The organism is Bradyrhizobium yuanmingense (assembly GCF_025200905.1).
GTDB lineage: Bacteria > Pseudomonadota > Alphaproteobacteria > Rhizobiales > Xanthobacteraceae > Bradyrhizobium > Bradyrhizobium yuanmingense.
Genome location: NZ_CP104173.1, coordinates 5,004,579 through 5,027,194, shown reverse-complemented (window position 1 = coordinate 5,027,194; position 22,616 = coordinate 5,004,579). Strand labels below are relative to the sequence as shown.

At 63.1% G+C, this 22,616-nt stretch carries 22 protein-coding genes; 16 read left to right on the top strand and 6 right to left on the bottom strand.

Going from position 1 to position 22,616, the window contains the following annotated elements:
* Positions 1 to 70: 70 nt before the first annotated feature.
* A complete protein-coding gene (locus N2605_RS23770; RefSeq protein ID WP_260343327.1) occupies positions 71 to 559 on the bottom strand; it encodes a phage holin family protein in 489 nt (162 codons plus the stop codon).
* A complete protein-coding gene (locus N2605_RS23765) occupies positions 560 to 835 on the bottom strand; it encodes a hypothetical protein (RefSeq protein WP_225142918.1) in 276 nt (91 codons plus the stop codon).
* Between the two features lie 177 nt (positions 836 to 1,012).
* On the opposite strand from N2605_RS23765, the gene N2605_RS23760 reads away from it, so the two are divergent.
* Genes N2605_RS23760 through N2605_RS23750 form a run of 3 tightly spaced genes read left to right on the top strand, consistent with a single transcriptional unit; the run spans position 1,013 to position 4,026 of the window.
* Positions 1,013 to 2,149: an ABC transporter permease gene (locus tag N2605_RS23760; protein WP_260343326.1), complete on the top strand. Its 1,137-nt coding sequence runs from the start codon at positions 1,013 to 1,015 to the stop codon at positions 2,147 to 2,149.
* A gap of 2 nt (positions 2,150 to 2,151) precedes the next feature.
* Positions 2,152 to 2,919, top strand: a complete 768-nt coding sequence (locus N2605_RS23755) for an ABC transporter ATP-binding protein (protein ID WP_036007500.1) — start codon at positions 2,152 to 2,154, stop codon at positions 2,917 to 2,919.
* Between the two features lie 3 nt (positions 2,920 to 2,922).
* A complete protein-coding gene (locus N2605_RS23750) occupies positions 2,923 to 4,026 on the top strand; it encodes an ABC-type transport auxiliary lipoprotein family protein (protein WP_109143025.1) in 1,104 nt (367 codons plus the stop codon).
* A 7-nt stretch (positions 4,027 to 4,033) separates the two neighbouring features.
* On the opposite strand, the gene N2605_RS23745 is transcribed toward N2605_RS23750, so the two are convergent.
* Positions 4,034 to 4,351: a c-type cytochrome gene (locus tag N2605_RS23745; protein ID WP_225145364.1), complete on the bottom strand. Its 318-nt coding sequence runs from the start codon at positions 4,349 to 4,351 to the stop codon at positions 4,034 to 4,036.
* A gap of 151 nt (positions 4,352 to 4,502) precedes the next feature.
* On the opposite strand from N2605_RS23745, the gene N2605_RS23740 reads away from it, so the two are divergent.
* The 7 genes from N2605_RS23740 to N2605_RS23710 all read left to right on the top strand — a co-directional run bounded on the left by N2605_RS23740 (position 4,503) and on the right by N2605_RS23710 (position 12,785).
* Positions 4,503 to 5,216: a helix-turn-helix domain-containing protein gene (locus N2605_RS23740; RefSeq protein WP_260343325.1), complete on the top strand. Its 714-nt coding sequence runs from the start codon at positions 4,503 to 4,505 to the stop codon at positions 5,214 to 5,216.
* A gap of 548 nt (positions 5,217 to 5,764) precedes the next feature.
* Entirely contained in the window at positions 5,765 to 6,493 is a 729-nt protein-coding gene (locus N2605_RS23735; protein WP_036007486.1) for a Crp/Fnr family transcriptional regulator, read from the top strand.
* Between the two features lie 299 nt (positions 6,494 to 6,792).
* Positions 6,793 to 7,764: a TRAP transporter substrate-binding protein gene (locus N2605_RS23730; RefSeq protein ID WP_036043896.1), complete on the top strand. Its 972-nt coding sequence runs from the start codon at positions 6,793 to 6,795 to the stop codon at positions 7,762 to 7,764.
* Positions 7,765 to 7,829: 65 nt separating this feature from the next.
* Positions 7,830 to 8,381 carry a TRAP transporter small permease gene (locus N2605_RS23725; RefSeq protein WP_036029012.1) on the top strand — a complete coding sequence of 184 codons (552 nt, stop codon included), beginning with the start codon at positions 7,830 to 7,832 and terminating at the stop codon, positions 8,379 to 8,381.
* A complete protein-coding gene (locus N2605_RS23720) occupies positions 8,372 to 9,664 on the top strand; it encodes a TRAP transporter large permease (RefSeq protein WP_036029014.1) in 1,293 nt (430 codons plus the stop codon). The genes N2605_RS23725 and N2605_RS23720 overlap by 10 nt, the downstream gene beginning before the upstream one ends.
* A gap of 22 nt (positions 9,665 to 9,686) precedes the next feature.
* Complete coding sequence (locus N2605_RS23715) at positions 9,687 to 10,493, top strand: SDR family NAD(P)-dependent oxidoreductase (protein ID WP_260343324.1); 807 nt, start codon at positions 9,687 to 9,689, stop codon at positions 10,491 to 10,493.
* Positions 10,494 to 10,658: 165 nt separating this feature from the next.
* Positions 10,659 to 12,785, top strand: coding sequence for a molybdopterin oxidoreductase family protein (locus tag N2605_RS23710; protein WP_260343323.1), 2,127 nt, complete (start codon positions 10,659 to 10,661; stop codon positions 12,783 to 12,785).
* Here N2605_RS23710 and N2605_RS23705 read toward each other — a convergent pair.
* Entirely contained in the window at positions 12,758 to 14,137 is a 1,380-nt protein-coding gene (locus N2605_RS23705) for a caspase family protein (RefSeq protein ID WP_260343322.1), read from the bottom strand. The genes N2605_RS23710 and N2605_RS23705 overlap by 28 nt on opposite strands.
* 167 nt (positions 14,138 to 14,304) lie before the next feature.
* Between N2605_RS23705 and N2605_RS23700 the strand changes: the two genes are divergently transcribed.
* The 6 genes from N2605_RS23700 (at position 14,305) to N2605_RS23675 (ending at position 19,083) form a co-directional block, all read left to right on the top strand.
* Positions 14,305 to 15,087 (top strand): enoyl-CoA hydratase/isomerase family protein, encoded by a 783-nt coding sequence (locus N2605_RS23700; protein WP_057028799.1) that lies wholly within the window; start codon positions 14,305 to 14,307, stop codon positions 15,085 to 15,087.
* A 154-nt stretch (positions 15,088 to 15,241) separates the two neighbouring features.
* Positions 15,242 to 15,433 (top strand): hypothetical protein, encoded by a 192-nt coding sequence (locus tag N2605_RS23695; RefSeq protein ID WP_260343321.1) that lies wholly within the window; start codon positions 15,242 to 15,244, stop codon positions 15,431 to 15,433.
* A 195-nt stretch (positions 15,434 to 15,628) separates the two neighbouring features.
* A complete protein-coding gene (locus N2605_RS23690) occupies positions 15,629 to 16,243 on the top strand; it encodes a hypothetical protein (protein WP_260343320.1) in 615 nt (204 codons plus the stop codon).
* A gap of 89 nt (positions 16,244 to 16,332) precedes the next feature.
* Positions 16,333 to 17,022 carry a hypothetical protein gene (locus tag N2605_RS23685; protein ID WP_260343319.1) on the top strand — a complete coding sequence of 230 codons (690 nt, stop codon included), beginning with the start codon at positions 16,333 to 16,335 and terminating at the stop codon, positions 17,020 to 17,022.
* A gap of 269 nt (positions 17,023 to 17,291) precedes the next feature.
* Complete coding sequence (locus N2605_RS23680; protein WP_260343318.1) at positions 17,292 to 18,299, top strand: tetratricopeptide repeat protein; 1,008 nt, start codon at positions 17,292 to 17,294, stop codon at positions 18,297 to 18,299.
* A 130-nt stretch (positions 18,300 to 18,429) separates the two neighbouring features.
* Positions 18,430 to 19,083, top strand: coding sequence for a hypothetical protein (locus N2605_RS23675; protein ID WP_260343317.1), 654 nt, complete (start codon positions 18,430 to 18,432; stop codon positions 19,081 to 19,083).
* Positions 19,084 to 19,200: 117 nt separating this feature from the next.
* On the opposite strand, the gene N2605_RS23670 is transcribed toward N2605_RS23675, so the two are convergent.
* Both N2605_RS23670 and N2605_RS23665 read right to left on the bottom strand, forming a co-directional pair.
* A complete protein-coding gene (locus N2605_RS23670) occupies positions 19,201 to 19,629 on the bottom strand; it encodes a GlcG/HbpS family heme-binding protein (protein WP_260343316.1) in 429 nt (142 codons plus the stop codon).
* Complete coding sequence (locus tag N2605_RS23665; RefSeq protein WP_260343315.1) at positions 19,622 to 22,597, bottom strand: FAD-binding and (Fe-S)-binding domain-containing protein; 2,976 nt, start codon at positions 22,595 to 22,597, stop codon at positions 19,622 to 19,624. Before N2605_RS23665 ends, N2605_RS23670 begins: the two co-directional genes overlap by 8 nt.
* Positions 22,598 to 22,616: the final 19 nt, after the last annotated feature.

The window sequence follows — 22,616 nt, the reverse complement described above, 5'->3', positions numbered from 1 at the left end:
TTTTCCGAAAAGATCATGCTCAAACAAACAACCTAAAGCGCGATGACGATTCATCCTAATCGCATCGCGCTTAGGAGCGCGCCTCGGCCGAATTTGCATCATCTGACGTCCTGGCCGTCGCCCGCAGATTTTTGATGATGACCGCGATCAGCGGCAGCAGCACCGGCACGATCGTGCTGAGCGGATGATGTACCGCGCCCGACACCTGGGCCTGGAGCGCACGGGCCTCGAGCTGGAGGGCTTCGATGGAGGTGTCGTGAATTTCGTTGGCGAGTTCGATGTCACGCCCCGACGGAGCGCGGCCGGCGATCATGAAGAGAGCGGCCGCGATGACGAAATTGACGGCGCCGAGGATGGCAGCCGCGGTAATCGCGCTCCAGATCTGCACCAGTGCGAAATAGGCCGACAGCTCCAGCATCAGCAGCCCGAACGCGGCGATCAGCGCCGCGAAGGCACGCAGGCCGAGGCCGATCAGCAAATGGCGCAGCCTGATGTCGGCGATGATCCTGTCGGTGCGCCACAGCACGCGCAGATGTTTGACGACATTCTCGGTATTCACCTAGTGTCTCCTCAGCATGAAGCCGACAACCACGCCCAGCGCGAAGGCAGAGGCGAGCGATGTGATCGGACGCTCCGCAACGAGGCCCTGGAGCGTCTCCCCCTCCTGTTCGACGGTCTCGCCGAGCTCGGCGAGTGCGGCCCTGATCTGATCGGCGAGCGCATCAGTGCGAGCTTTCGAGCTCTCGAACATCTCCTCGCCGGCGGTGCTCAACAGGTGCGTGACGTCGACCTTCAGCGTGCGCAATTCCTCGCTCATCCTGTCACTGTCGAACATGGATTTGGTGTCCTCATTAAATTCAAACGAGCCTAAGACCAGCCCGTGCGATCGCGCTTGATTTGCGTCAAGAGGCGGAGCCCGTTCGGGGTCTTGAGACAGGTCAATCCGGCCGCCACATGCTGGCCTAGAAATGCCTGCTGAATGGGGACCGATTGTCCCGATGAGGTGGAAAGCGTGAACCACGAACCGCTGCTGCACGCGACGCCGTCCGGCGACGTGCTGAAATTGCGCCCCGAGGGGCCCTGGACCGCCGCGAACGTGGTGACGCTCGAGACCTTGTCCCGCTCGGTCGGGGCCGACGTCGATCGTTCGCGCGCCGTATCCTTGGACATGTCGGGGATCAGCGCGCTCGATACGCTCGGCGCCTGGGTCCTGGAGAAGCTGTCGCGCAGGGCCGCCTCGTCAGGCAGGCCAGCCGAATTCGTCGGCGTCGCCGATCATTTCAGCGGGCTGATGGACGAGGTGCGCCAGGTCAACCGCCGCACGCCGGCTCCGGCGGCCGCGCCCAATTCGGTTCTGGCGCGGCTGGGTGATCTCGGCAAGTCCACGGTCGGGGCGCGGGAGGACATCACGATCTTCCTCCAGATGCTCGGCGCCTTGTTCATGGCCGTCATCGGCGTGCTGCGCCGGCCGCGTTCGCTGCGGCTGACCTCTCTGGTGTATCAGCTCTACCGCATCGGGTGGCAGGCGATCCCCATCGTCACGCTGATCACCTTCCTGATTGGCGCCATCATCGCGCAGCAGGGCTTCTTCCACTTCCGTAGATTCGGCGCGGAATCATACACGGTCGACATGGTCGGCATCCTGGTGCTGCGCGAGCTCGGCGTGCTGATCGTCGCCATCATGGTCGCGGGACGGTCGGGGAGCGCCTACACGGCCGAGCTCGGCTCGATGAAGATGCGCGAGGAGATCGACGCGCTCTCGACCATGGGGCTCGATCCGGTCGACGTCCTGATCCTGCCGCGCGTCGCGGCCCTGGTCATCGCGCTGCCCATCCTCACCTTCATCGGATCGATCGCCGCGCTCTATGGCGGCGGGCTGGTCGCGCAGTTCTATGGCGACATGGGGCCGGCGATCTACATCGCGCGCCTGCACGAGGCCATTTCCGTCGCGCATTTCGAAGTCGGCATCCTGAAGGCGCCGTTCATGGCGCTGGTGATCGGGATCGTGGCCTGCAGCGAGGGATTGCGCGTCAAGGGCAGCGCGGAGTCGCTGGGGCGGCAGACCACGACGTCGGTGGTGAAATCGATCTTCCTGGTGATCGTGCTCGACGGCCTGTTCGCCGTGTTCTTTGCCTCGATCGGAATGTGACGATGGACGGACCACAAGACGAGTTCGCCATCCGCGTCCGTGACCTCGTGGTCGGCTTCGGCCGCCAGACCGTGCTCGACCATCTGTCGCTCGACGTCCGCCGCGGCGAGATCCTCGGGCTGGTGGGTGCCTCCGGCGGCGGCAAATCGGTCTTGATGCGGACCATCATCGGCCTCATCCCGCGCCGGAGCGGGACCATCGAGGTCATGGGACAACCCGCCGGCGGCCACGGCCGCGGCGCAGCGATGGCCTGGGGCATCCTGTTCCAGCAGGGCGCGCTGTTCTCCTCGCTGACGGTGCGCCAGAACGTCCAGTTTCCCTTGCGCGAAAATCTGGTCCTGTCGCAGGAGCTGATGGACGAGATCGCGATCGCCAAGCTCGAGATGGTCGGCCTGCGCGCCGAGGACGCCGACAAATATCCGGCGGAGCTGTCCGGCGGCATGACCAAGCGCGTGGCGCTGGCGCGCGCGCTCGCGCTCGATCCGCCGATCCTGTTCCTGGACGAGCCGACCTCGGGCCTCGACCCCATCGCCGCCGGCGAGTTCGACGCGCTGATCAAGACGCTGCAAAAGACCCTGGAGCTCACCGTGTTCATGGTGACCCATGACCTTGCGAGCCTGACCACGGTCTGCGACCGCGTCGCCGCGCTCGCCGACGGCAAGATCGTGGCGATCGGCCCGATGCGCGAATTGCTGCAATCCGAGCATCCCTGGGTGCGCGCTTACTTCCACGGCAAGCGCTCGCAGATGCTGCAACACGAGATGAGATGAGAGATGGAAACCCGCGCTCCCTATGTGCTGATCGGCAGTTTCGTGCTGGCCGCGATCGTCGCAGTGTTCGGCTTCGTCTATTGGCTGAACAACACCGGCGGCATCGGGCCGCGCACCAGCTACCACGTGCAATTCCAGGGGCCGGTGCCTGGCCTGCTGGTCGGCGCCGGCGTGCTGTTCAACGGCATTCGGGTCGGAGAGGTCACCCAGCTCGGGCTCGCGCCTGATAACCCGCGCTTCGTCAATGCCACGATCTCGGTTGCCACCGCGACGCCGGTGCGTGCCGACACTAAGGTCGGCCTCGAATTCCAGGGCCTGACCGGCGTTCCCGTGGTGACATTGGAGGGGGGCGTGATCGTCGCCAAGTCCGGCGAGCTGCCGACCTTGATCGCGGAGGCCGGCGCAGGCCAGAGCATGACGCAGGCGGCGCGCGATGCGCTGCGGCGGGTCGACACGGTGCTTCAGGACAATTCCGGCCCGCTGAAGGACACCATTGCCAATTTCAAGACCTTCTCCGACGGGCTCGCGCGCAACACCGGCAAGATCGACGGCATCCTGGCAGGCCTCGACAAGATGACCGGCGGTGGTACGCCCGCGCAGAAGGTCACCTACGACCTGCGCACGCCGCAGAATCTCGGGCCGGCCGGCAAGACGCTATCGGCCTCACTGGCCATTCCCGAGCCGACGGCGGTGGCGATGCTGCAGACCCAGCGCATGCTGTTCGCGCCTAGCGGCGACAGGCCGGGCTTTGCGGACTTCCTCTGGGCTGACAGCATTCCGAAACTGGTGCAGGCGCGCCTGATCGACAGTTTCGAGAACTACGACATCGCCCACGCCCCGCTGCGCACGACGGATCTCGGGCCGGCGGACTACCAGCTCCTGCTCGACATCCGGCGCTTTCGGATCGCGACGGATGGGGAGGCTCGGGCCGAGATCGGACTGTCGGCTCGGATCGTCGATAAGAATGGCAAGGTGATCGCATCGCGGCTCATCGAGGCCAGCGAAAAGCTCGACAAGGTCGAACCGGCCGCTTCAGTCGCCGCCTTCGATGCCGCCTTCGCGCGCATCGCCAAGGAGCTGATCGGATGGACCGTGCAGGCGGTGTGAGGGGTGACTATTCCAGCGTCTTCAGGTAGGACAGCAGGTCGTGGATCTGGTCCGGGCTGAGTTCGAAGGCCGGCATGTCGGCATGTCCGGTGGAGATCCCCTCGGCCAGCGCCTCACCAAGGCTGTTGATCGGATAGCGCCGATGCAGGTTGCGTAGCGGAGGCGCGATCTCCAACGGGCTCTTGGAGGCGCGGTCGATCGCGTGACAGCGTGCGCAATTGGCTCGGGCGAAAGCCTTACCGCGTTGTTCGGCGGCCGGGGCCGCGAGCGCAGGCGTGATCAGAAGCAGCCCAATCAGGCCGTGACGCAGTGCGCTTTGCAGCATGGAATCATCCCGTCGAACCGTGGACGCAGAATAAGAGCGGGATGCCAGCCAAATTTGATCTGGGTCAATCGGCTGCGGCACGGTGCAGTAAAATGCAGCCGCGCGGTGGACTCGGCCTGACGTCGGGAGCGGCCGGCGTGGGGAGCGATGGATGAAGCCTTCCGTGGTCACGAGTGAGCCGAACGGACATCATTGCGACGATTGTGCCGTGCGTGGAGCGGCGGTCTGCTCGTCGCTCGATGCAGCCGAACTCCGGGAGTTCGAGCATCTCGGCCGCCGCGTCCATTTCGTTTCGGGCGAGACCGTGTTTTCCGAGGAGGACATCACGACCTCGTTCTACAACGTTCTCGAAGGCGTCATGCGGCTGTACAAGCTGCTGCCTGACGGCCGGCGGCAGATCGTCGGCTTTGCCTTGCCCGGTGACTTCCTCGGGATGAATCTGTCCGGCCGGCACAATTTTTCGGCCGATGCGATCGGCGTGGTGAAAGTGTGCCAATTCCCAAAAGGGCCTTTCGGCCGTTTCATCGAAGACCGGCCGCAATTGCTCAGGCGCATCAACGAGCTGGCCATTCGCGAGTTGAGCCAGGCGCGCGACCATATGGTCCTGCTCGGACGCCGCTCGGCCGACGAGAAGGTCGCGACCTTTCTGCTCGGCTGGCGTGAGCGGCTGGTCGCGCTCAACGGTCCGTCCGACATGGTCGCGCTTCCGATGAGCCGTCAGGACATCGCCGATTATCTCGGCCTGACCATCGAAACCGTCAGCCGCACCTTTACCAAGCTTGAGCGTCTCGGCGTGATCGAGATCATTCACGGCGGCATCAGCCTGCTCGATCCGGCCCGTGTCGAGGCCATGGCCGCAGCCTGACCTCATCTCCGGGACTCTCTCGGCAATTTGATCCCGATCAATGACGGCGGCCATGCCCCGCAAAATAATGCCGGAGACAAATCCGGGAGGGGATGATGCCTGCTGACGCGTTGCTGGTGACCGTTGTCGTCGTCGCGATCTTTGTCGTGTTCGCCGCAGTTCTGGCCTGGGCTGACCGGCAAACCAGGGCGGGTCGGCTTGATCCGGATTCCAGGCACTGAAGCCTTCTGCAGGTCCAGGTCCAGGTCCAGGTCCAAGTCCAAATCCAAGTCCAAGTCCAGGTTTAGGTCCGAGTCCGGCGCGCCAGGGCCGATGCTCGCCTGGGCGGGCGCTGGCCCTCGGCAGCGTCTCGACGCAATCGCGGTTTGCGTAATCCGCAACTCTGCGTCGAAGAGGACGCATCGCCGCAGCTTTTGGCTGCCGACTTCCTCGTTACAGGCCTTTTCGTGGCATTTGCCTCAAATCGCGCGCGTGCTTTCCGGTTGAAATGCCTGGTAACGTTGACTACGCAGGAACTCAGTGCCTCGTAGTCTTAGGAGCCCCGCGGCGTGCCTCAGGACAAGACCGGCGATCCCCGACAACCGGCGGGCAACAAACTATCGGTCCTGCGCAAGCACCCGATCTTCGCGGATCTGGAGCCGGAAGCGCTCGATCAACTCTGCCGCTACGCCAAGCACACCACCGTCAAGCGTGGCGCGACGATCGCCGCCAAGGGCGATCCCGGCAACAGCCTGTTCGCGGTGATCGCGGGGACAGTCAAGATTTCCTCCTCATCGCCTGATGGGCGGAACGCTATTCTCAATCTGATCGGCCCCGGAGAAATCTTCGGCGAGATCGCCGTGCTCGACGGCGCGCCCAGGTCGGCGGATGCGACCGCAAATACCAATTGCGAGCTCTATGTCATCGATCGCCGGGACTTCCTGCCGTTCGTGAAGAGCCAGCCGGCGCTGGCGATGAAGTTCATCGAGCTGCTGTGCGCGCGTCTGCGCTGGACCAGTCAGCAGGTCGAGCAGGTGATCCTGCAGAATCTGCCGGGCCGGCTTGCCAGTGCACTGCTCGGTCTCACCGAAGAGCGCAAGCTGGATTCCGGCAGCGGCACGCTCGCCATCACGCAACAGGAGATCAGCGAGATGGTCGGGATGACGCGCGAGAGCATCAACAAGCAATTGCGCGCCTGGGCCGGCCGCAATTGGGTCCGCCTCGAGCACGGCGCCATCGTCGTGCTCGATACGGACGCGCTGCGCGAGCTCGCCGAGAGCGGCCTCGGCGGCGAGTGACGCCGTCGACCTAACGGTCGATGCTGGCGACCGCGCGGGGCTCGATTGGAGGCGTCAAGTCACGGGCTAGCGACGTCGAGCCAGCCCGCCATACCCACCATAGTGCGAATTGCGCCAGGAATCGATTGATGCAAGTCTTGCATCGATCGATGCCGGATTTGGCTTGGACAGAGAATGCCGCCCGCCCTAGGGACGACATTGGCGCTTGACTTCACACCTGAAGCGGAGCGACCCAAGGCGGCCTGCAGCCGGGCCGACAACGATATAATCGATCTCAATCAACCCAGGAGGAAGCCCACATGAAGACGCTCACCGGTATCATCACAGCCGTTGCACTGGCGGTCTCAGCACCCCTGGCCACTGCACGCGATTTCCGCTCGGCTGACGTTCACCCCGCCGATTATCCGACCGTCGAGGCGGTCAAGTTCATGGGCCAGCAACTCGCGGCGGCGAGCGGCGGCAAGCTTGGCGTGAAGGTGTTTCCGAACGGCGCCCTAGGCTCGGAGAAGGACACGATCGAGCAACTCAAGATCGGCGCGCTCGACATGATGCGGATTAATGCATCGCCGCTGAACAATTTCGTGCCCGAGACTATCGCGTTGTGTCTGCCCTTCGTCTTCAGGGACACGCAGCACATGCGCACCGTCCTCGATGGTCCGATCGGCGATGAGATCCTGGCAGCCATGGAGCCCGCGGGCCTGGTCGGCCTTGCCTATTACGACAGCGGCGCGCGCTCGGTCTATACCGTCAAGGGACCGGTCAAATCGCTGGCCGATCTGAAGGGCCTGAAGATCCGCGTCCAGCAATCAGACCTGTGGGTCGGCATGATCCAGAGCTTGGGGGCCAACCCGACGCCGATGCCCTATGGCGAGGTCTACACCGCGCTCAAGACCGGCCTCGTCGACGCTGCCGAGAACAACTGGCCGTCCTACGAATCCTCCCGGCACTTCGAAGCCGCCAAGTTCTACAACATCACCGAGCACTCCCTCGCGCCCGAAGTTCTCGTGATCTCGAAAAAGGTCTGGGACGCGCTGAGCAAGGAGGACCAGGCGATGGTTCGCAAGGCCGCCAAGGAATCGGTGCCCGTCATGCGCAAGCTCTGGGACGCGCGCGAGCAGGCCGCCCGCAAGACCGTCGAGGCAGCCGGCGTTCAGGTGGTCACGATTGGCAACAAGGCGGAGTTCGTCGATGCGATGAAGCCGGTTTACCAGAAGTTCGCCGGGAACGAGAAGCTGCAGAGCCTCGTCAAGCGCATCCAGGACACGAAGTAAGACAATTCGGGAACCGGGTCCGGCGTCGCCGCGAGGCGGCACCGGATCCCGTAAGGAGGCGCGGGATGACAGACCCACACGTCGCAAGTCACGAGCAGGGGGCCGTAGCAACACGCCCGTCCACCGGCTTGCTGTCGCGGGTCAATGCCCCCATCGCGCGCCTTGGCATGTACCTGTCGGTGACAGGCCTGCTCGTCATCGTCGCCATCGTCTTCTACCAGGTGTTCGGACGTTACGTGCTCAACTCCAGCCCGACCTGGACGGAGAACCTGGCGCTGGTCCTGATCCTCTACGTCACGCTGATCGGCGCCGCCGTCGGCGTACGCGATGCCGGGCATATCGGCATGGACAGCCTGCTGGTCATGCTCCCCGATCACGCGCGGGAGAAGATCGAGATCGTGATCCACGTTCTGGTCGCCGGGTTCGGCCTCGCAATGGCCTATAACGGCTGGATCCTCGGCGCGTCGGTCGGCACCGTGAAGATCCCCAATCTCGGTCTGCCCGAGGTGATCCGCTACGTGCCGCTGTTCGCCTCCGGCGTCCTGATCGTTTCGTTTTCCATCGAGCACATCATTGCTCTCCTGCGCGGCGAAGAGGTCGTCCCCTCATGGAACTGATCATCCTCGGCGCCACCTTCTTCGGCTTTCTGATCCTCGGCGTACCGGTCGCCTTCGCGATCGGCCTGTCGGCCATCTGCACCATTCTCTACGAAGGCCTGCCGGTCGCCGTCATCTTCCAGCAGATGATGTCGGGGATGAACATCTTCTCCTTCCTCGCCATTCCGTTCTTCGTCTTCAGCGGTGAGCTGATGCTGCATGGCGGCGTGGCCGACAAGATCGTGCAACTCGCCAAGAATCTCGTCGGGCACATCCGCGGCGGGCTCGGCATGTCGAACGTGGTCGCGTGCACGCTGTTCGGCGGCGTCTCCGGCTCACCCGTGGCCGACGTGTCGGCGATGGGCGCGGTGATGATCCCGATGATGAAGAAGGAGGGATACGACACCGATTACGCCGTCAACGTCACCACCCACGCCTCGCTCGTGGGCGCCTTGATGCCAACCAGCCACAATATGATCATCTATGCACTCGCGGCCGGCGGCAAGGTCTCGATCGGCGCGCTGATTGCGGCCGGCCTGCTGCCGGCGCTGGTGCTGATGGTCTGCATGTTGGTTGCCGCCTACGCGGTCGCGGTGAAGCGCGGTTATCCCGCCGGCAAATTCCCGGGCTGGGCCGAGGTGGTCCGCTCGCTGGCGGCCGCGGTGCCTGGGCTTCTGATCGTCGGCATCATCCTGGCCGGCATCCTGTCCGGCGTCTTCACGGCAACCGAATCGGCGGCCATCGCCGTCACCTACTCGATCCTGCTGACGTTCTTCATCTATCGCACCATGACTTGGGGCAACTTCCTGCGCGCCGCCGCCAAGGCGGTGAAGACGACCGGCGTGGTGCTGCTGCTGATCGGCGTCTCCACCATGTTCCAGTACCTGATGGGACTTTACGAGGTGGCGGATCTCGCCGGCGCGATGATGAACAAGTTGTCGACGCAGCCCTGGGTGATCTTCCTGCTCATCAATATCATCCTGTTCGTGCTCGGCACGTTCATGGACATGGCGGCAACGATCCTGATCTGCACCCCGATCTTCCTGCCGATCGCGATGAAGGCGGGCATGGACCCGGTGCAGTTCGGCATGCTGATGCTGATCAATTGCGCCCTCGGGCTGAACACGCCGCCGGTCGGAACGACGCAATTCGTCGGCTGCGCCATCGGCGGCATCTCGGTCGGCGCGGTGATGCGCACCATCCTGCCGTTCTATGCTGCGCTCATCGCAGCACTGATGTTCGTGACCTACGTCCCTGCATTCTCGCTGTGGCTGCCGCGCCTCCTGATGGGCTACAAGGGCTAGCAGCACCAGGGAGACATTGTCAGTGACGGACTATCGCAAGCTCTTCGATCTCACCGGCAAGACCGCGCTCGTGCTCGGCGCCGCGTCCGGCATCGGCAAGTCGTCGGCCGAAGCGCTTGCGGATCTCGGCGCCCGTGTCGTCTGCGCCGATCGCGCGCTCGACGCAGCGGAGGCGACCGCCGCCGGCATTCGCGACAAGGGCGACTGGGCGGAAGCAGCTGGCTGCGACGCCGCAAGCGCCGCGGATGTCAATGCACTCGCGAAAACCGTGATGCAGAAGTTTCCGCGGCTCGACATCGCCGTGACGACGCCCGGCCTCAACATCCGCAAGACCATCCTCGACTACACCGAGGAGGATCTCGACCGCGTCCTCAACCTCAACGTCAAGGGCACGGTCTGGTTCTTCCAGGCCTTCGGCCGCATCATGGTCGCGCAGAAGGGCGGCAGCATCATCGCCTGCTCCTCGATCCGCGCGGTGACCATCGAACCCGGTCTCGGCGTCTACGGTTCGACCAAAGCGGCGATCGGTCTCCTGGTGAAGGGCTTTGCCTCCGAAGTCGGACACGCCGGCGTGCGCGTCAATGCGATCGCCCCGAGCATCGCCGAGACCGCGCTGACCGGCCCATTCAAGCAGCGCCCCGACATCTACAATCTCTACGCCGGCCACACCGTGTTCAACCGCTGGAGCAGCGCCGACGAGGTCGCGACCGCCGTCGCCTATCTCGCCTCGGATGCCGCAAGCTATGTCAGCGGCAGCACGCTGTTCGTCGACGGCGGCTGGACCGCCGTCGACGGCCCGCCGACCGGTCTCACCCAGTTGCACAAATAGCAAAGGATCTAGCTCGGGTTGCGCTTGCACGTCGCGCGGCTCACTGGCAGGCCTCCTTCGCAACCGCAGCAGGAAGCTCCGGCGCGCGCGGCTTGAGCAAATCGCATGGGGCTTGCCGGATAAATGCGCTCGGCTGGCCGGTATTTTGGTGTTACGAACTGGGACATGAACCAGCACGCCAAGATCAACGCGAAGATCGAGATCCGCCATTCGACCTGTCCGCATGATTGCCCCTCGGCCTGCGCCCTCGATGTCGAGGTGGTCGAAGGCCGCAGCATCGGCCGCGTCCGCGGTTCGAAGAAGCAGACCTACACCGCCGGCGTCGTCTGCGCCAAGGTCGCCCGCTATGCCGAGCGCATCCATCATCCCGAGCGGCTGATCTATCCGCTGCGCCGCACCGGCCCCAAGGGTTCAGGTCAGTTCGCGCGGATCTCCTGGGACGAGGCGCTGGACGAGATCGGGCACCGATTCAATGCGGCCGAGCGCGAGTTCGGTGCGGAATCGATCTGGCCCTATTACTACGCGGGGACAATGGGGCTCGTGATGCGCGACGGGCTCAACCGTCTCACGCATGTGAAGAAATATTCGCGCTTCTATCAGACCATCTGTGCCAACGTCGCGCGCATCGGCTTTGCGATCGGCACCGGCAAGATCGCCGGCGTCGACCCGCGCGAGATGGCGCTGTCCGATCTCGTCGTGATCTGGGGCACCAATCCCGTCAATACCCAAGTCAACGTGATGACGCACGCTTCGCGCGCGCGCAAGGAGCGCGGCGCGAAAATCGCGGCGGTCGACATCTACGACAACGAGACCATGAAGCAGGCCGACATCAGGATCATCCTGCGGCCCGGCACCGACGGCGCCTTCGCCTGCGGCGTCATGCATGTCCTGTTCCGCGATGGCTATGCCGACCGCGCCTACATGGACAAGTACACCGATTGCCCGGACGAGCTCGAGACACATCTGAAATCACGCACGCCCGAATGGGCCTCGGCGATTTGCGGCGTCCCGGTGTCGGAGATCGAGGCCTTCGCCAAGGCGGTCGGCGAGACCAAGCGGACCTTCTTCCGTCTTGGCTATGGTTTCACCCGCTCGCGCAATGGCGCGACGCAGATGCATGCGGCGCTGTGCATTCCCGCAGTGACCGGCGCTTGGCAGTATGAAGGCGGCGGCGCCTTCTTCAACAACTACGCGCTGTGGCACTTCAACGAATCCATCATCGAAGGCCACGACGCGATCGACAAGTCGACGCGCGCGCTCGACCAGTCGCAGATCGGACGCATCCTCACCGGCGATGCCGGAGCTCTGCAGGGCAAGGGTCCGGTCAAGGCGATGCTGATCCAGAACACGAACCCGATGACGGTGGCGCCGGAGCAGGCCCTGGTCCGGCAGGGCTTTGCGCGGGAGGATCTGTTCGTGGTGGTGCACGAGCAGTTCATGACCGAGACGGCGCAGATGGCTGACATCGTGCTGCCGGCGACGATGTTCATGGAGCATGACGACCTCTATTACGGCGGCGGCCATCAGCACATCTCGGTCGGTCCGAAGCTGATCGACCCGCCGGGCGAATGCCGCTCCAATCACGAGGTATTGCAGGCGCTGGCGCCGCGGCTGGGCGCCAGGCATCCGGGCTTCGAGATGAGCCCGCGCGAATTGATCGACGCGACCTTGAGGCTGAGCAATCACGGCGACATCGCCGGCCTTGAAGCCGACATCTGGCGCGACCTGCAGCCGGATTTCCGCACCTCGCATTATCTCGACGGCTTCGCCCACGCCGACGGCAAGTTCCATTTCAAAGCCGACTGGGCGCATCCGCCGTTCGGCGTCACCATGGGCGACTACGACAAGATGCCTGGTCTGCCGGATCATTGGGCAGTGATCGAGCACGCCGACCGGGCCCATCCGTTCCGGCTTGCGACCAGCCCCTCGCGCAGCTTCCTCAACACCACTTTCAACGAGACGCCGTCCTCGCAGGCGCGTGAGGGCCGGGCCAGCGTGATGATCCACCCGCTCGACGCCGCCGCGCTCGGCATCGCCGATGGCGATGCGGTGACGCTCGGCAACGGCCGCGGCGAGACCACGCTGATCGCGACGCTGTTCGAGGGCGTGCGGCGCGGTGTCCTGATCGCCGAATCCGTTCATCCCAACAGCAACCATATCGGCGGCCGCGGCATCAACACGTTGACGGGCGCAGATACGATCGCGCCGATCGGCGGCGCGGCGTTCCACGATAATAAAGTCTGGATCAGGAAGGCGGCCTCAGCTCAAGGCGTGCACTCCGTAACGCCGTAGCCCGCGAATTCCTTTGCAATGTTCGGGTTCATCGACTTCGCCTGCGCGATGTCGGTGGCGCCGTCGCCGCCGCTTCTGCGCGCAGCGATGCCGCGGCCGAACAGCGAGGACGAGGAGCGCGGGTTGCGCTGGATCGCGTCGGTATAATCCTTGATCGCCTCGGCATTGCGCCCGAGCTTGAGGTTGACGAGCCCGCGGCTGTCGAGTGCATCGCTCAAGCCCGGGTTGATCTGGAGCGCCAGATTGCAGTCGGCGAGCGCGCCTTGCGGGTCGCCCGTCGCAGCCCGGCTCCAGCAGCGGTTGTTTAGGGCTTCCGCGTCCTTGGGCGCGCGGCGGAGCACCGCGTCGAAATCCTGTATCGCGAGCGCATAGGCGCGCTTGATCGCGTAGACTTGGCCGCGTTTGTAGCGCGAGGTGACATCGTTGGCGTTGGCGGTGATCTTGCGGCTGAGATCGGCGAGGACGGGATCTCGTGCCAACTCGTCCGCATTCGGGGCGGGCTCCGCCTGCGGTACCTCGCAGACCGGCTTTTGCGGCTCGGGTGTCTGCACCTGTGGCTTGGCCGCGTCATCCCGCGGCCGCGTCGCCGGGCCTGCGAACGAGAACTCCGTCGTCAGCGAGGAGGACAGCCAGGGCACCTGTTCGCGGTTGGTGGCGGCAACCACGCCGTTCTTGGTGTTGGTCAGGGCCTGCTCGGCGCTGATGTTCGGCGCGCGCATTTCGCGCAGCAGCTCGGCGACAAAGAGGCTGCGATCGGTCTTGCCGGTCGCCGTGACCGCGCCGAGCGCGGCGGAGTAGAGCACCAGCGTATTGCTCGGTGCGATCGCCGGCGCCAGACCGGCCGAATGGCGGCGGAAGCGCCGCTCGAACGGATTGCGGCGGGAGGCGTCGATCAGCGCGATCTTGATGGCGGCACCGCGCGTGTTCATCTCGGCGAGGATGGTGTCGAGGCTGAAGCCGTCGCGCGAGACGTCCGGCTCGGTCCAGATCTGGGCGTCGACCGGCAGCAGATAGGTCTGACGGTTGGACTGGATGGCAAAGCCGTCGAAGAAGATCAGCGCCACCGCGCCGCGCTCGATGCGGTCGTAGAAGCGGCCCAGCACCTGCCGCATGGCATCCCCGGTGAGATTGCTCTGCCTGTCGACGACGAAGCCGCCGCGCTTCAATTCCTCAGCGACGTCCTGGGCATCGTTGGCGACCTCGCTCAGGACGAACTCATTGTCGGGATATTTCGCGTTGCCGATCACCAGCGCGATCTTCGCGGCGTCGGCCGCATGGCATGCGGCGCCGCCGCTCAGCACGACCAATCCTGCCAGCAACAACATCAATGCGGCGCGCATGAAATGGCTCATCGGTGATCAAATCTCCGGTCAGGATAGCGCGCGCAAGCCCCAGTTCAATCGCGAAGCGGAAGTTGCGCCCACACGCTATGGTGAGGCGACCCTGCAGATTGCCCTTGCGCGCGCCGCCGGTCCTGCCGCAAATGGCTGCAAAACGGGACCAAGCGAGCGAGCATGTCATGACCGACACCACAGCCGTCATCACCGAGAAGCGCGGGCAGGCGTTCTGGATCACCATCAACCGGCCGGAGAAACGCAACGCGCTGAACGGCGAGGTCATCGCCGGGATCACAAGAGCCTATCGCGACGCGCATGAGGACAAGGACGTCCGCGTCATCGTGCTGACGGGCGCGGGCGACAAGGCGTTCTGCGCGGGCGCCGACTTGCAGAATTCCGGCGCGGCTTTCGCGATGGATCATTCCAAACCAAATGTCGACTATGCTGATCTGTTACGTTTGTCACAGAACGCCACCAAGCCCGCGATTGCGCGCCTCAGTGGTGTCTGCATGGCCGGCGGCATGGGCCTTCTGTGCATGACCGACATGGCGGTTGCGGCCGATCACGTCGTCTTCGGCCTGCCGGAGGTGAAGGTCGGCGTGTTCCCGATGCAGGTGCTGAGCCTGCTCCAACGCATCGCTCCGCCCCGTCTCGTCAATGAATGGGCGCTCACGGGCGAGCCGTTCGACGCCAGGGCCGCGCAGGCCGCGGGGCTGCTCAACTATGTCGTGCCCGCTGCCGAGTTAGATGCAAAGGTCGACTGGCTGATCGGCCGCATCGTCGACAAATCCCCAACCGCGATCCGCCGCGGCAAATACGCCATGCGCGCCATCGCCTCGATGTCATTCGACGAGAGCATCGCCTACACCGAAAGCCAGATCGCACTGCTCGCGATGACCGAGGACGCCAAGGAAGGGTTGAAAGCGTTCAGCGAGAAGCGGAAGCCGGTCTGGACGGGGAGGTGAGGGGGAGGTCGGGAAGGAATTGCGCACGCGCACCCGATGACTGTCATGCGCGAAGCCGGGGCATCCAGTACGCCGCGGCCGATCCGTATTCTTGCACTCTCTCGGAGTACTGGATCGCCCGATCAAGGCGTGTGCCAATGAGCAACGCCCCAACGTGCAGAAGCATCTGACCCATACCTTCCGCTGCTATGGCCTGCCGGACGCCTTTTACATCGACAATGGCTCCCCATGGGGCGATACGTCACGTGCTCGCCGGACTGCGCTGAAGGTCTGGCTGCTCAAGCTCGGCATCCACGTGGTGCACGCCAGGCCCTGCAGCGCCGCACCCCGGTTGCATCAGATTTGACCCCCGCAGCTAGCCAGAAAATGGGGCAAAATTCACCTGTTTTGCTTCGCGCCTGTGAAGGACCCGCTGCGGGGAGAGCGCCGCCTTCTGGTGAACAGAACATCTGTGATCAACGGGGACAACTCTCCTCCCGCTTTGCGCGAATCGAGCACTCGTGTGCAATCCACAATCCTCTGCGCATTCTAGGAGCATGCAGTGTCAGGCTTGGACGCCATTCCCGAACTGATCGAGCAGGCTGATAAGTTCACGTATGCTAACTTTTCCTCAAAAAGTGGCTACGGCTTTCCCAACGCCTTTTCCGAAGATTGGATAGTATGGACGCACCATGTGCGCAAAGTTGTCGAGCAGATCGGCCCGGCATCTGCAGCCGGTGCCGCGATCGACCGAGGACTGAACTTTGAGCTTTTGGGAAACGGGCAAGAGGAGTTCAACAGCGCACTAAACTCGATAAGGAGCGGCCTTAAGGCCGCTTCGAGGATCTACAGCGAACAAATTCCAGCGTCCGACCGACTTGTTTCGATCGGGCATAATTCTCCCGAACGACAAGAGGCGTTGGATAAGATTGACGAAGTGATTGCAGCCGTACGCGAGGCCAATGATCTTCCGGGAGACGAGCAGGTCAAGGACCAGCTGATTGCTGAACTATCTGCTGCGAGGCGGCTATTGGAAGCCGCCAAAGTTCGTCTTCTCGCGCTAAAGTCGACATTGGCGCCGCCCTTGAAGTGGCTCCTGGAGAAGGCCGCCGGTTCATTCGTCGGGAAAGCCGCTTCGTCCGCCTGGGACTTTTTCGCGGGTTTCCACATTTTCTAGAAGTTAGCCTCAGAATCCTGGAGTCCGATAAGAACCTTAACGGGCTCCAGTGCCTTGTTTCTTTGCCGTAGAGCAATAGTGAGAATAGGATGTCATTTGACGCAAGGGTTATCCGCGTGCTGGTCGCATCGCCGTCTGCCCTGCCAGACGAACGAAAGACCGTAATAGACACGGTCTACGAGTGGAACGTGCAGCACGCGGAAGCTGAAGCTACCGTACTATTGCCGGTAGCATGGGAAACCCACGCGACTCCCCGCGCGAATGTACGACCTCAACAGGCGATCAACGAGCAATTGGTAGACTGCTCCGACATCCTAATCGGCATGTTTTGGATCAAGCTGGGCACGTCTACCGGTGCCGCAGACTCTGGCACGGTCGAGGAGATCGAGCGATTTGTAGCAGAAGGAAAACCAGCTCAGCTCTACTTTTCAAATCGTCCGATCGACCCCAACACAATCGACGCTAGGCAAAACCGGAAGCTCAAAAAATTCAGAGATTCGATACGCAAGACCGCTCTCACCGGCTCTTTTAACTCCCTGGACAGCCTCCGAGAAACAGTTTCACGCAACCTTTTGTCTGAAGTGCGTTCTCTGCGCATAAAGAAGTCGCGTGACGCAGCTGATCTCGCTAGCGCCGCGAATCCCCCGCGCCGGTTGATCCCTCGACAACTGCATACGATTCGGACGATGCACCAAACCCAAACTGGGAGCGAGCAGATTTTGAACGCGCCGCGTTTTCCGCGATCAGGAAACATGACGAGAGTAGAATCAAGACGATAGGCGAAGCCTATCAAAAAACAGATCACCACTCAGAGGATGACAATAGCATCACCTGGCTAGGGTATATTGAATGGACCCGTTTACATTTCGGACAAGGCGGCCAACTGGGACGATTGCAAAAACTAGCCGATGGACACCCTCAAAGCGCCAAGACTCGTTCCTATTTAGCGAGCGCACAAGCTAGGTACGGCCAGCATGACCTTGCGGCCGCAAACTACCTGTTGGCTATGGCTGCATCGAAGTCAGAGCGAGCAGCAGAATTCGCTGCCATGGCAATCGAACAATTCAAGAAGATCAACGATCAGGCGGGGATCGACGCTACGCTTGCTTCGCTTCGCAAGCTTGTAGCTGCCGATCGCTCGCTAGAGCACGTTCTAACGGATGCAGTCCGGAAGTTAGCCCAAGCCGACAAGCTTCCTCAGTTTGAGATAGCATTGATGGAGCGCTACGTTGAGCTGGCACCGGACGACCACGAGACGCGCTTCAATCTCGCATATAAGCAAAGCGAAGTTGGCGCCGAAGCCATTGCTCTTCATCACTACCAGAGAATCCCTCTTGGCGATCGACATGCGGCAACCTGGAACAATATCGGATACGCTCGAGATCAACTGGGACTGCCGGTCACGTCGGTGAGCGCATATCGGCAATCGGCGAATATGGGCAACACCTTGGCGATGTCCAATTTAGCTAACAAGCTAATAAAGGCCGGCTTCCTAGACCTCGCCCGCGAACAATGCAACGAGGCACTAAAAATTCCCAATCCGCATCAAAACGTCGGGCACCTCGTTGCCACGTTGGCTTCGGTAGAAGAAGCAGAGCGGACGCGTAAAGACGAAATTCTCAAGGATGCTTCAGATCGAATAGCTCACCTTCGGAAACTTGGACGGGCTGCCACCGCAGCTACTCCTCAGACGTTCCCCGAAGGATGGAAAGGACCGCAGTGTGTATTCACGCTAAGCAGGTGCGGAGACCGTATTACGCTCAAGGGAACCTATGAAACCGAAGCCGGAGGTCTACTGGCCGCCTTAATGTCACCCAATGCTCCGAGCGGAGCACTGTCGCTGCCAACGAGCAAACATACCGTAACGTTTACAGGTCAGATCAGGGGCTTGGCAGTTGTCGGTTCAGTAAAGCGGGAAAGAGAAGGAGCCTCGCTTCTTGACTCGGCAGGTGAGAACGTCGTCGCAATGATTTTCAGTGACGCGTGTGATGAGATAACGATTATTGAGGACTTAACGTCCGACCAACAGACGATCCAAGTGTTGACCCGAATATGATCTCAGCTTTCGTGCAGAGTCCAATAACCGTCCTTAACGGACTCCACTGAACTGGCGCCACAATCGATCAACCAGCTTGATTGGTGCATTCTACCGCTGGTAGTGTGCCGGCTTTTGACGGGGGATTTCCATGCCGATGACTGAGGCGCAGGCTGAAAGGGCGTTCCACGAGATCTATAAAGGGCAGCCACTCGAAGAAATGTGCGGTCCTCATATCCTTTTGGGTAAGCGGATCTGGGAGGTGTGGTGCAAAAAAGGGAACCGTCTGGCTACCAGATTTCTCGAAGAGGACAATGCTGCGATAAGTCACTCATTCGATAAGCTCGAAGAACTGGTGCCAGTTTTGCAGGCCAAGCACGACGAACTTCAAGCTACATTGAAAGCTAGGCACGAAGAATTTCAAGCAGCCTCGACCGCGGCGCACGCCGCCGAGATTGCTGCACTCAACGCAACCATCCAATCACTGAACCGCGTCATTGCTGAGAGAGAAGAACAGCTCCGGATTGCGGTCTCCACCAACGAAAAGGAAGCTCGTGAATTCGAGCTACAAAAGCAGAAAGCCGGGTGGGAGCAGTCAAACCAGCGCATCATTCTGATTGCAGGTATAGTTGGGTTTTTTGGCGGAGTTTTCTCGTCGTTTTTTTTGATTTCCCGAGGCGACAATGTTTCGATCGGCGTCGGCTGCGCCATGCTCGTCAGCACCTTGATTGGCTGCGGCGTCGCAGTTTTTGGAAAGCACTTCAAGCTGATCGATATTTCATCAATGTTGGGGCTTAAATCGTAAGCTAAGCGCCCGCTCCGGGGCGCGCCACATGGCGCGAGCCCGGAAGCCATTTGTCGATGTCGCTTGTTGCACGATGTTTTCCGGGCTCGCGCCAAGTGGGCGCCCCGGAATGACAAGCTACCCCGGGTTCGCCTTCAGCCCCGCCGCCTGGATGCCCGCCACCGCGCAGGCCTCGTCATTGTCGGAGGTGTCACCGGAGACTCCGACCGCGCCGAGCAGCGTCGCGCCGTCCATGATCAGCACGCCGCCGGGGACCGGCACCAGCGCGCCCTTGGCAATCGTGTTCACCGCATCGATGAAATAGGCCTGCTCCTGCGCGCGCTGGAACAGGGCACGCGAGCCCATGCCCATGGCGAGCGCGCCATAGGCCTTGCCATGCGCGATCTCGGCGCGCATCAGGCTGGTTCCGTCCTGCGCCGCCGCGAGCTTGAGCACGCCGCGCGCGTCCAGGATGGTGACGACCAGCGGCTTCAGCTTGAGCTCGCCGGCTTTCGCGAAGGCGGCTTCGAGGATTTTTCGGGCGGTGTCGAGGGTGAGATCAGCCATGGCTGGTTTCCTTTGCAGCTGGAGAGGTGGCGTTGGATTTGGCGCGATCGAGGCTCATGGCCAGCACGCGGGCGACGTGAAGTGCCTCGCGCTGGGCGCCGTCGTGGATCTGGTGCCGGCATGAGGTGCCGTCGGCGACGACGAGCGTATTCCGGTCAGCCTTCCGCACGGCCGGCAGCAGTGACAGCTCGGCCATCTCGATCGAGGCATCATAGGTGTCCGCGCCATAGCCGAAGGCGCCGGCCATGCCGCAGCAGCTCGACTCGATGGTCTTAACCTCAAGGCCTGGGATGAGGCGCAGCACCTGCTCGACAGGCTTGAAGGCGCCGAAGGATTTTTGATGGCAATGGCCGTGCACCACGGCCTTGTCCGCGACGATGCCGAGCGGCAGTTGCAGCCTTCCGGCCTCTGCCTCGCGCGCCAGAAACTCCTCGAAGGTCAGCGCGTGGGCGCCCACCGCCTTGGCTTCGTCGTCCTTGCGCAGTGAAGCGAGCTCGTCGCGCAGCGTCAGGAGGCAGCTCGGCTCGAGGCCGACGATCGGCACGCCGCGCGCCGCGTATGGCGCGAAGGCCGAGACCAGCCGGTCGAGCTCGACCTTGGCTTCGTCGACGAGGCCAGCTGACAGGAATGTGCGGCCGCAGCACAGCGGACGGCACCCGCTCACCGGCTTCGGCAGATGCACGCGATAGCCGCCGGCCGTGAGCACGCGCAGCGCGGCGTCGAGATTCTCGCGCTCATAGATGCGGTTGAAGGTATCAGTGAACAGCACGACCTCGCGACCGTCCGTAGGCCCGACGCTTTCGGACGGCGGCACGAACACATCGCGGCGAAAGGCGGGGAGGGCCCGGCGCGCGCTGATGCCGGCGAAGCGCTCGAACAGCTTTCGCAGCAGCGGGCTGCCGTTGCGCAAATTAGCCAGCGGTGCCAAGCGCGAAGCAAGGCCGGCATAGCGCGGCAGATATGCAACCAGCAGGTCGCGCAGCGTCAGGCCGCGGCTGGCGGCGCGCGCCGCGAGCACCTCGATCTTCATCTTGGCCATGTCGACGCCGGTCGGGCATTCATGGCGGCAGGCCTTGCAGGAGACGCAGAGTTTGAGCGTCTCCATCATCTCGTCGGAAGAGAGCGCATCCGGGCCGAGCTGGCCGGAGATCGCAAGCCGCAGCGTATTGGCGCGGCCGCGGGTAACGTCCTTCTCGTCGCGCGTGGCGCGATAGGACGGGCACATCACACCGCCCTCGAGCTTGCGACAGGCGCCGTTGTTGTTGCACATCTCGACCGCGCCCTGGAAACCGCCGCCGGCGCCGGGATAAGCCGACCAGTCGAGCTTCGTCTTCAGCTCGCCGACCCGATAGTCGGGCTTGAAGCGGAACAGCGAGCGGTCGTCCATCCTGTGCGCATCGACGATCTTGCCGGGATTGAGCAGGCCGGCAGGATCGAAGCGCTGCTTCACCTCCCTGAAGTCGGCGACGAGGCGCTCGCCGAACATGGCCTCGTGGAATTCGGAGCGCACCAGCCCGTCGCCGTGCTCGCCGGAATGCGAGCCCTTGTACTCGCGCACCAGGGCGAAGGCCTCTTCGGCGATGGCGCGCATCGCCTTGACGTCCTTCTCCAGCTTCAGGTTCAGAACGGGGCGCACATGCAGGCAGCCTTCGGAGGCGTGCGCGTACATCGTGCCGCTGGTGCCGTGCTTGGCGAACACTTCGTTCAGCCGCGCGGTGTAGTCGGCGAGGTGCGGCAGCGGCACCGCGCAGTCCTCGACGAAGGAAACCGGCTTGCCCTCCTGCTTCATCGACATCATGACGTTGAGGCCGGCGGCGCGGAAATCGGCGATGCCGCTCTGCAGCGCGGGTTCGGTGATCTCGACCACGCCACCCCATTTGCGCGTGTCGTTGTTCCAGCCGAAGCCGAGATCCGCCATCAGCTCGCTGAGCTGCTTGAGGCGCACCAGATTGTCCGACTGGTCTTCTTCAGCGAATTCGACCACCAGCACGGCATCCGGATCGCCCTTGATCGCCGCGGAGATGACGGGTGCGAACATCGCAATGTCGCGGCCGAGCGCGATCATGGTGCGGTCGACCAGCTCGACCGCAATCGGCTTGAGCTTGACCAGATGCTGGGCCGCATCCATGGCCTCGTAGAAGCTGCCGAAATGGCAGACGCCGAGCGCCTTGTTGCGGATCACGGGCCACAGCTTCAGCTCGACCTTGGTGGTGAAGGCGAGGGTGCCTTCGGAGCCGACCAACAGATGCGCCATGTTGTTCGGCGCGTTGCGCGGCACCAGCGCATCCAGATTGTAGCCGCCGACGCGGCGCTGCACCTTTGGGAAGCGCGCGGCGATCTCGTCGGCCTCGCGGGTGCCGAGGTCGAGCATGTCGCGGAACAGGGCGCGGGTGCTGTCGCCGGCCTCGAGGTCGGAGAGATCGCGCGCGACCTCGCCGAAACGGCTCAGCGTGCCGTCGGCGAGCGATGCCTCCATCGACAGCGTGTTGTCCCGCATGGTGCCGTAGCGCAGCGAGCGGCCGCCACAGGAATTGTTGCCGGCCATGCCGCCGATGGTGGCGCGGGAGGCCGTGGAGACGTCGACTGGAAACCACAGGCCGTGCTTTTTGAGCTGGCGGTTGAGGTCGTCCAGCACGATGCCGGGCTCCACCACGCAGGTGCGGCCTTCGACATCAAGCGACAGGATCCGGTTGAGGTGCTTGGAGAGATCGACCACGAGACCGTCATTGACGGTCTGGCCGCATTGCGAGGTGCCGCCGCCGCGCGGGGTGACCTTCAGCCCCTCGTCGCGCGCAATCGCCAGCGCCCGCAAGGCCTCGTCCATGGTCTTGGGGACCACCACGCCAGCCGGCATGATCTGGTAGAACGAGGCGTCGGTGGCGTAGCGGCCGCGGCTGAAGCCGTCGAACAGCACGTCGCCGGTCAATTCCGACCGCAGGCGCCGTTCGAGCGAGGAGGCGTTCGTCATCCCTGATCCCGGACTGACC

Excerpts from the sequence above, each read along its gene's own strand:
- N2605_RS23710 (WP_260343323.1), top strand. The coding sequence starts at position 10,659 with ATGAACCAGCACGCCAAGATCAACGCGAAGATCGAGATCCGCCATTCG.
- N2605_RS23720 (WP_036029014.1), top strand. The coding sequence starts at position 8,372 with ATGGAACTGATCATCCTCGGCGCCACCTTCTTCGGCTTTCTGATCCTC.
- N2605_RS23740 (WP_260343325.1), top strand. The coding sequence starts at position 4,503 with ATGAAGCCTTCCGTGGTCACGAGTGAGCCGAACGGACATCATTGCGAC.
- N2605_RS23765 (WP_225142918.1), bottom strand. The coding sequence starts at position 835 with ATGTTCGACAGTGACAGGATGAGCGAGGAATTGCGCACGCTGAAGGTC.
- N2605_RS23725 (WP_036029012.1), top strand. The coding sequence starts at position 7,830 with ATGACAGACCCACACGTCGCAAGTCACGAGCAGGGGGCCGTAGCAACA.
- N2605_RS23755 (WP_036007500.1), top strand. The coding sequence starts at position 2,152 with ATGGACGGACCACAAGACGAGTTCGCCATCCGCGTCCGTGACCTCGTG.
- N2605_RS23750 (WP_109143025.1), top strand. The coding sequence starts at position 2,923 with ATGGAAACCCGCGCTCCCTATGTGCTGATCGGCAGTTTCGTGCTGGCC.
- N2605_RS23730 (WP_036043896.1), top strand. The coding sequence starts at position 6,793 with ATGAAGACGCTCACCGGTATCATCACAGCCGTTGCACTGGCGGTCTCA.
- N2605_RS23670 (WP_260343316.1), bottom strand. The coding sequence starts at position 19,629 with ATGGCTGATCTCACCCTCGACACCGCCCGAAAAATCCTCGAAGCCGCC.
- N2605_RS23700 (WP_057028799.1), top strand. The coding sequence starts at position 14,305 with ATGACCGACACCACAGCCGTCATCACCGAGAAGCGCGGGCAGGCGTTC.
- N2605_RS23685 (WP_260343319.1), top strand. The coding sequence starts at position 16,333 with ATGTCATTTGACGCAAGGGTTATCCGCGTGCTGGTCGCATCGCCGTCT.
- N2605_RS23675 (WP_260343317.1), top strand. The coding sequence starts at position 18,430 with ATGCCGATGACTGAGGCGCAGGCTGAAAGGGCGTTCCACGAGATCTAT.
- N2605_RS23745 (WP_225145364.1), bottom strand. The coding sequence starts at position 4,351 with ATGCTGCAAAGCGCACTGCGTCACGGCCTGATTGGGCTGCTTCTGATC.
- N2605_RS23680 (WP_260343318.1), top strand. The coding sequence starts at position 17,292 with ATGGCAATCGAACAATTCAAGAAGATCAACGATCAGGCGGGGATCGAC.
- N2605_RS23705 (WP_260343322.1), bottom strand. The coding sequence starts at position 14,137 with ATGAGCCATTTCATGCGCGCCGCATTGATGTTGTTGCTGGCAGGATTG.
- N2605_RS23665 (WP_260343315.1), bottom strand. The coding sequence starts at position 22,597 with ATGACGAACGCCTCCTCGCTCGAACGGCGCCTGCGGTCGGAATTGACC.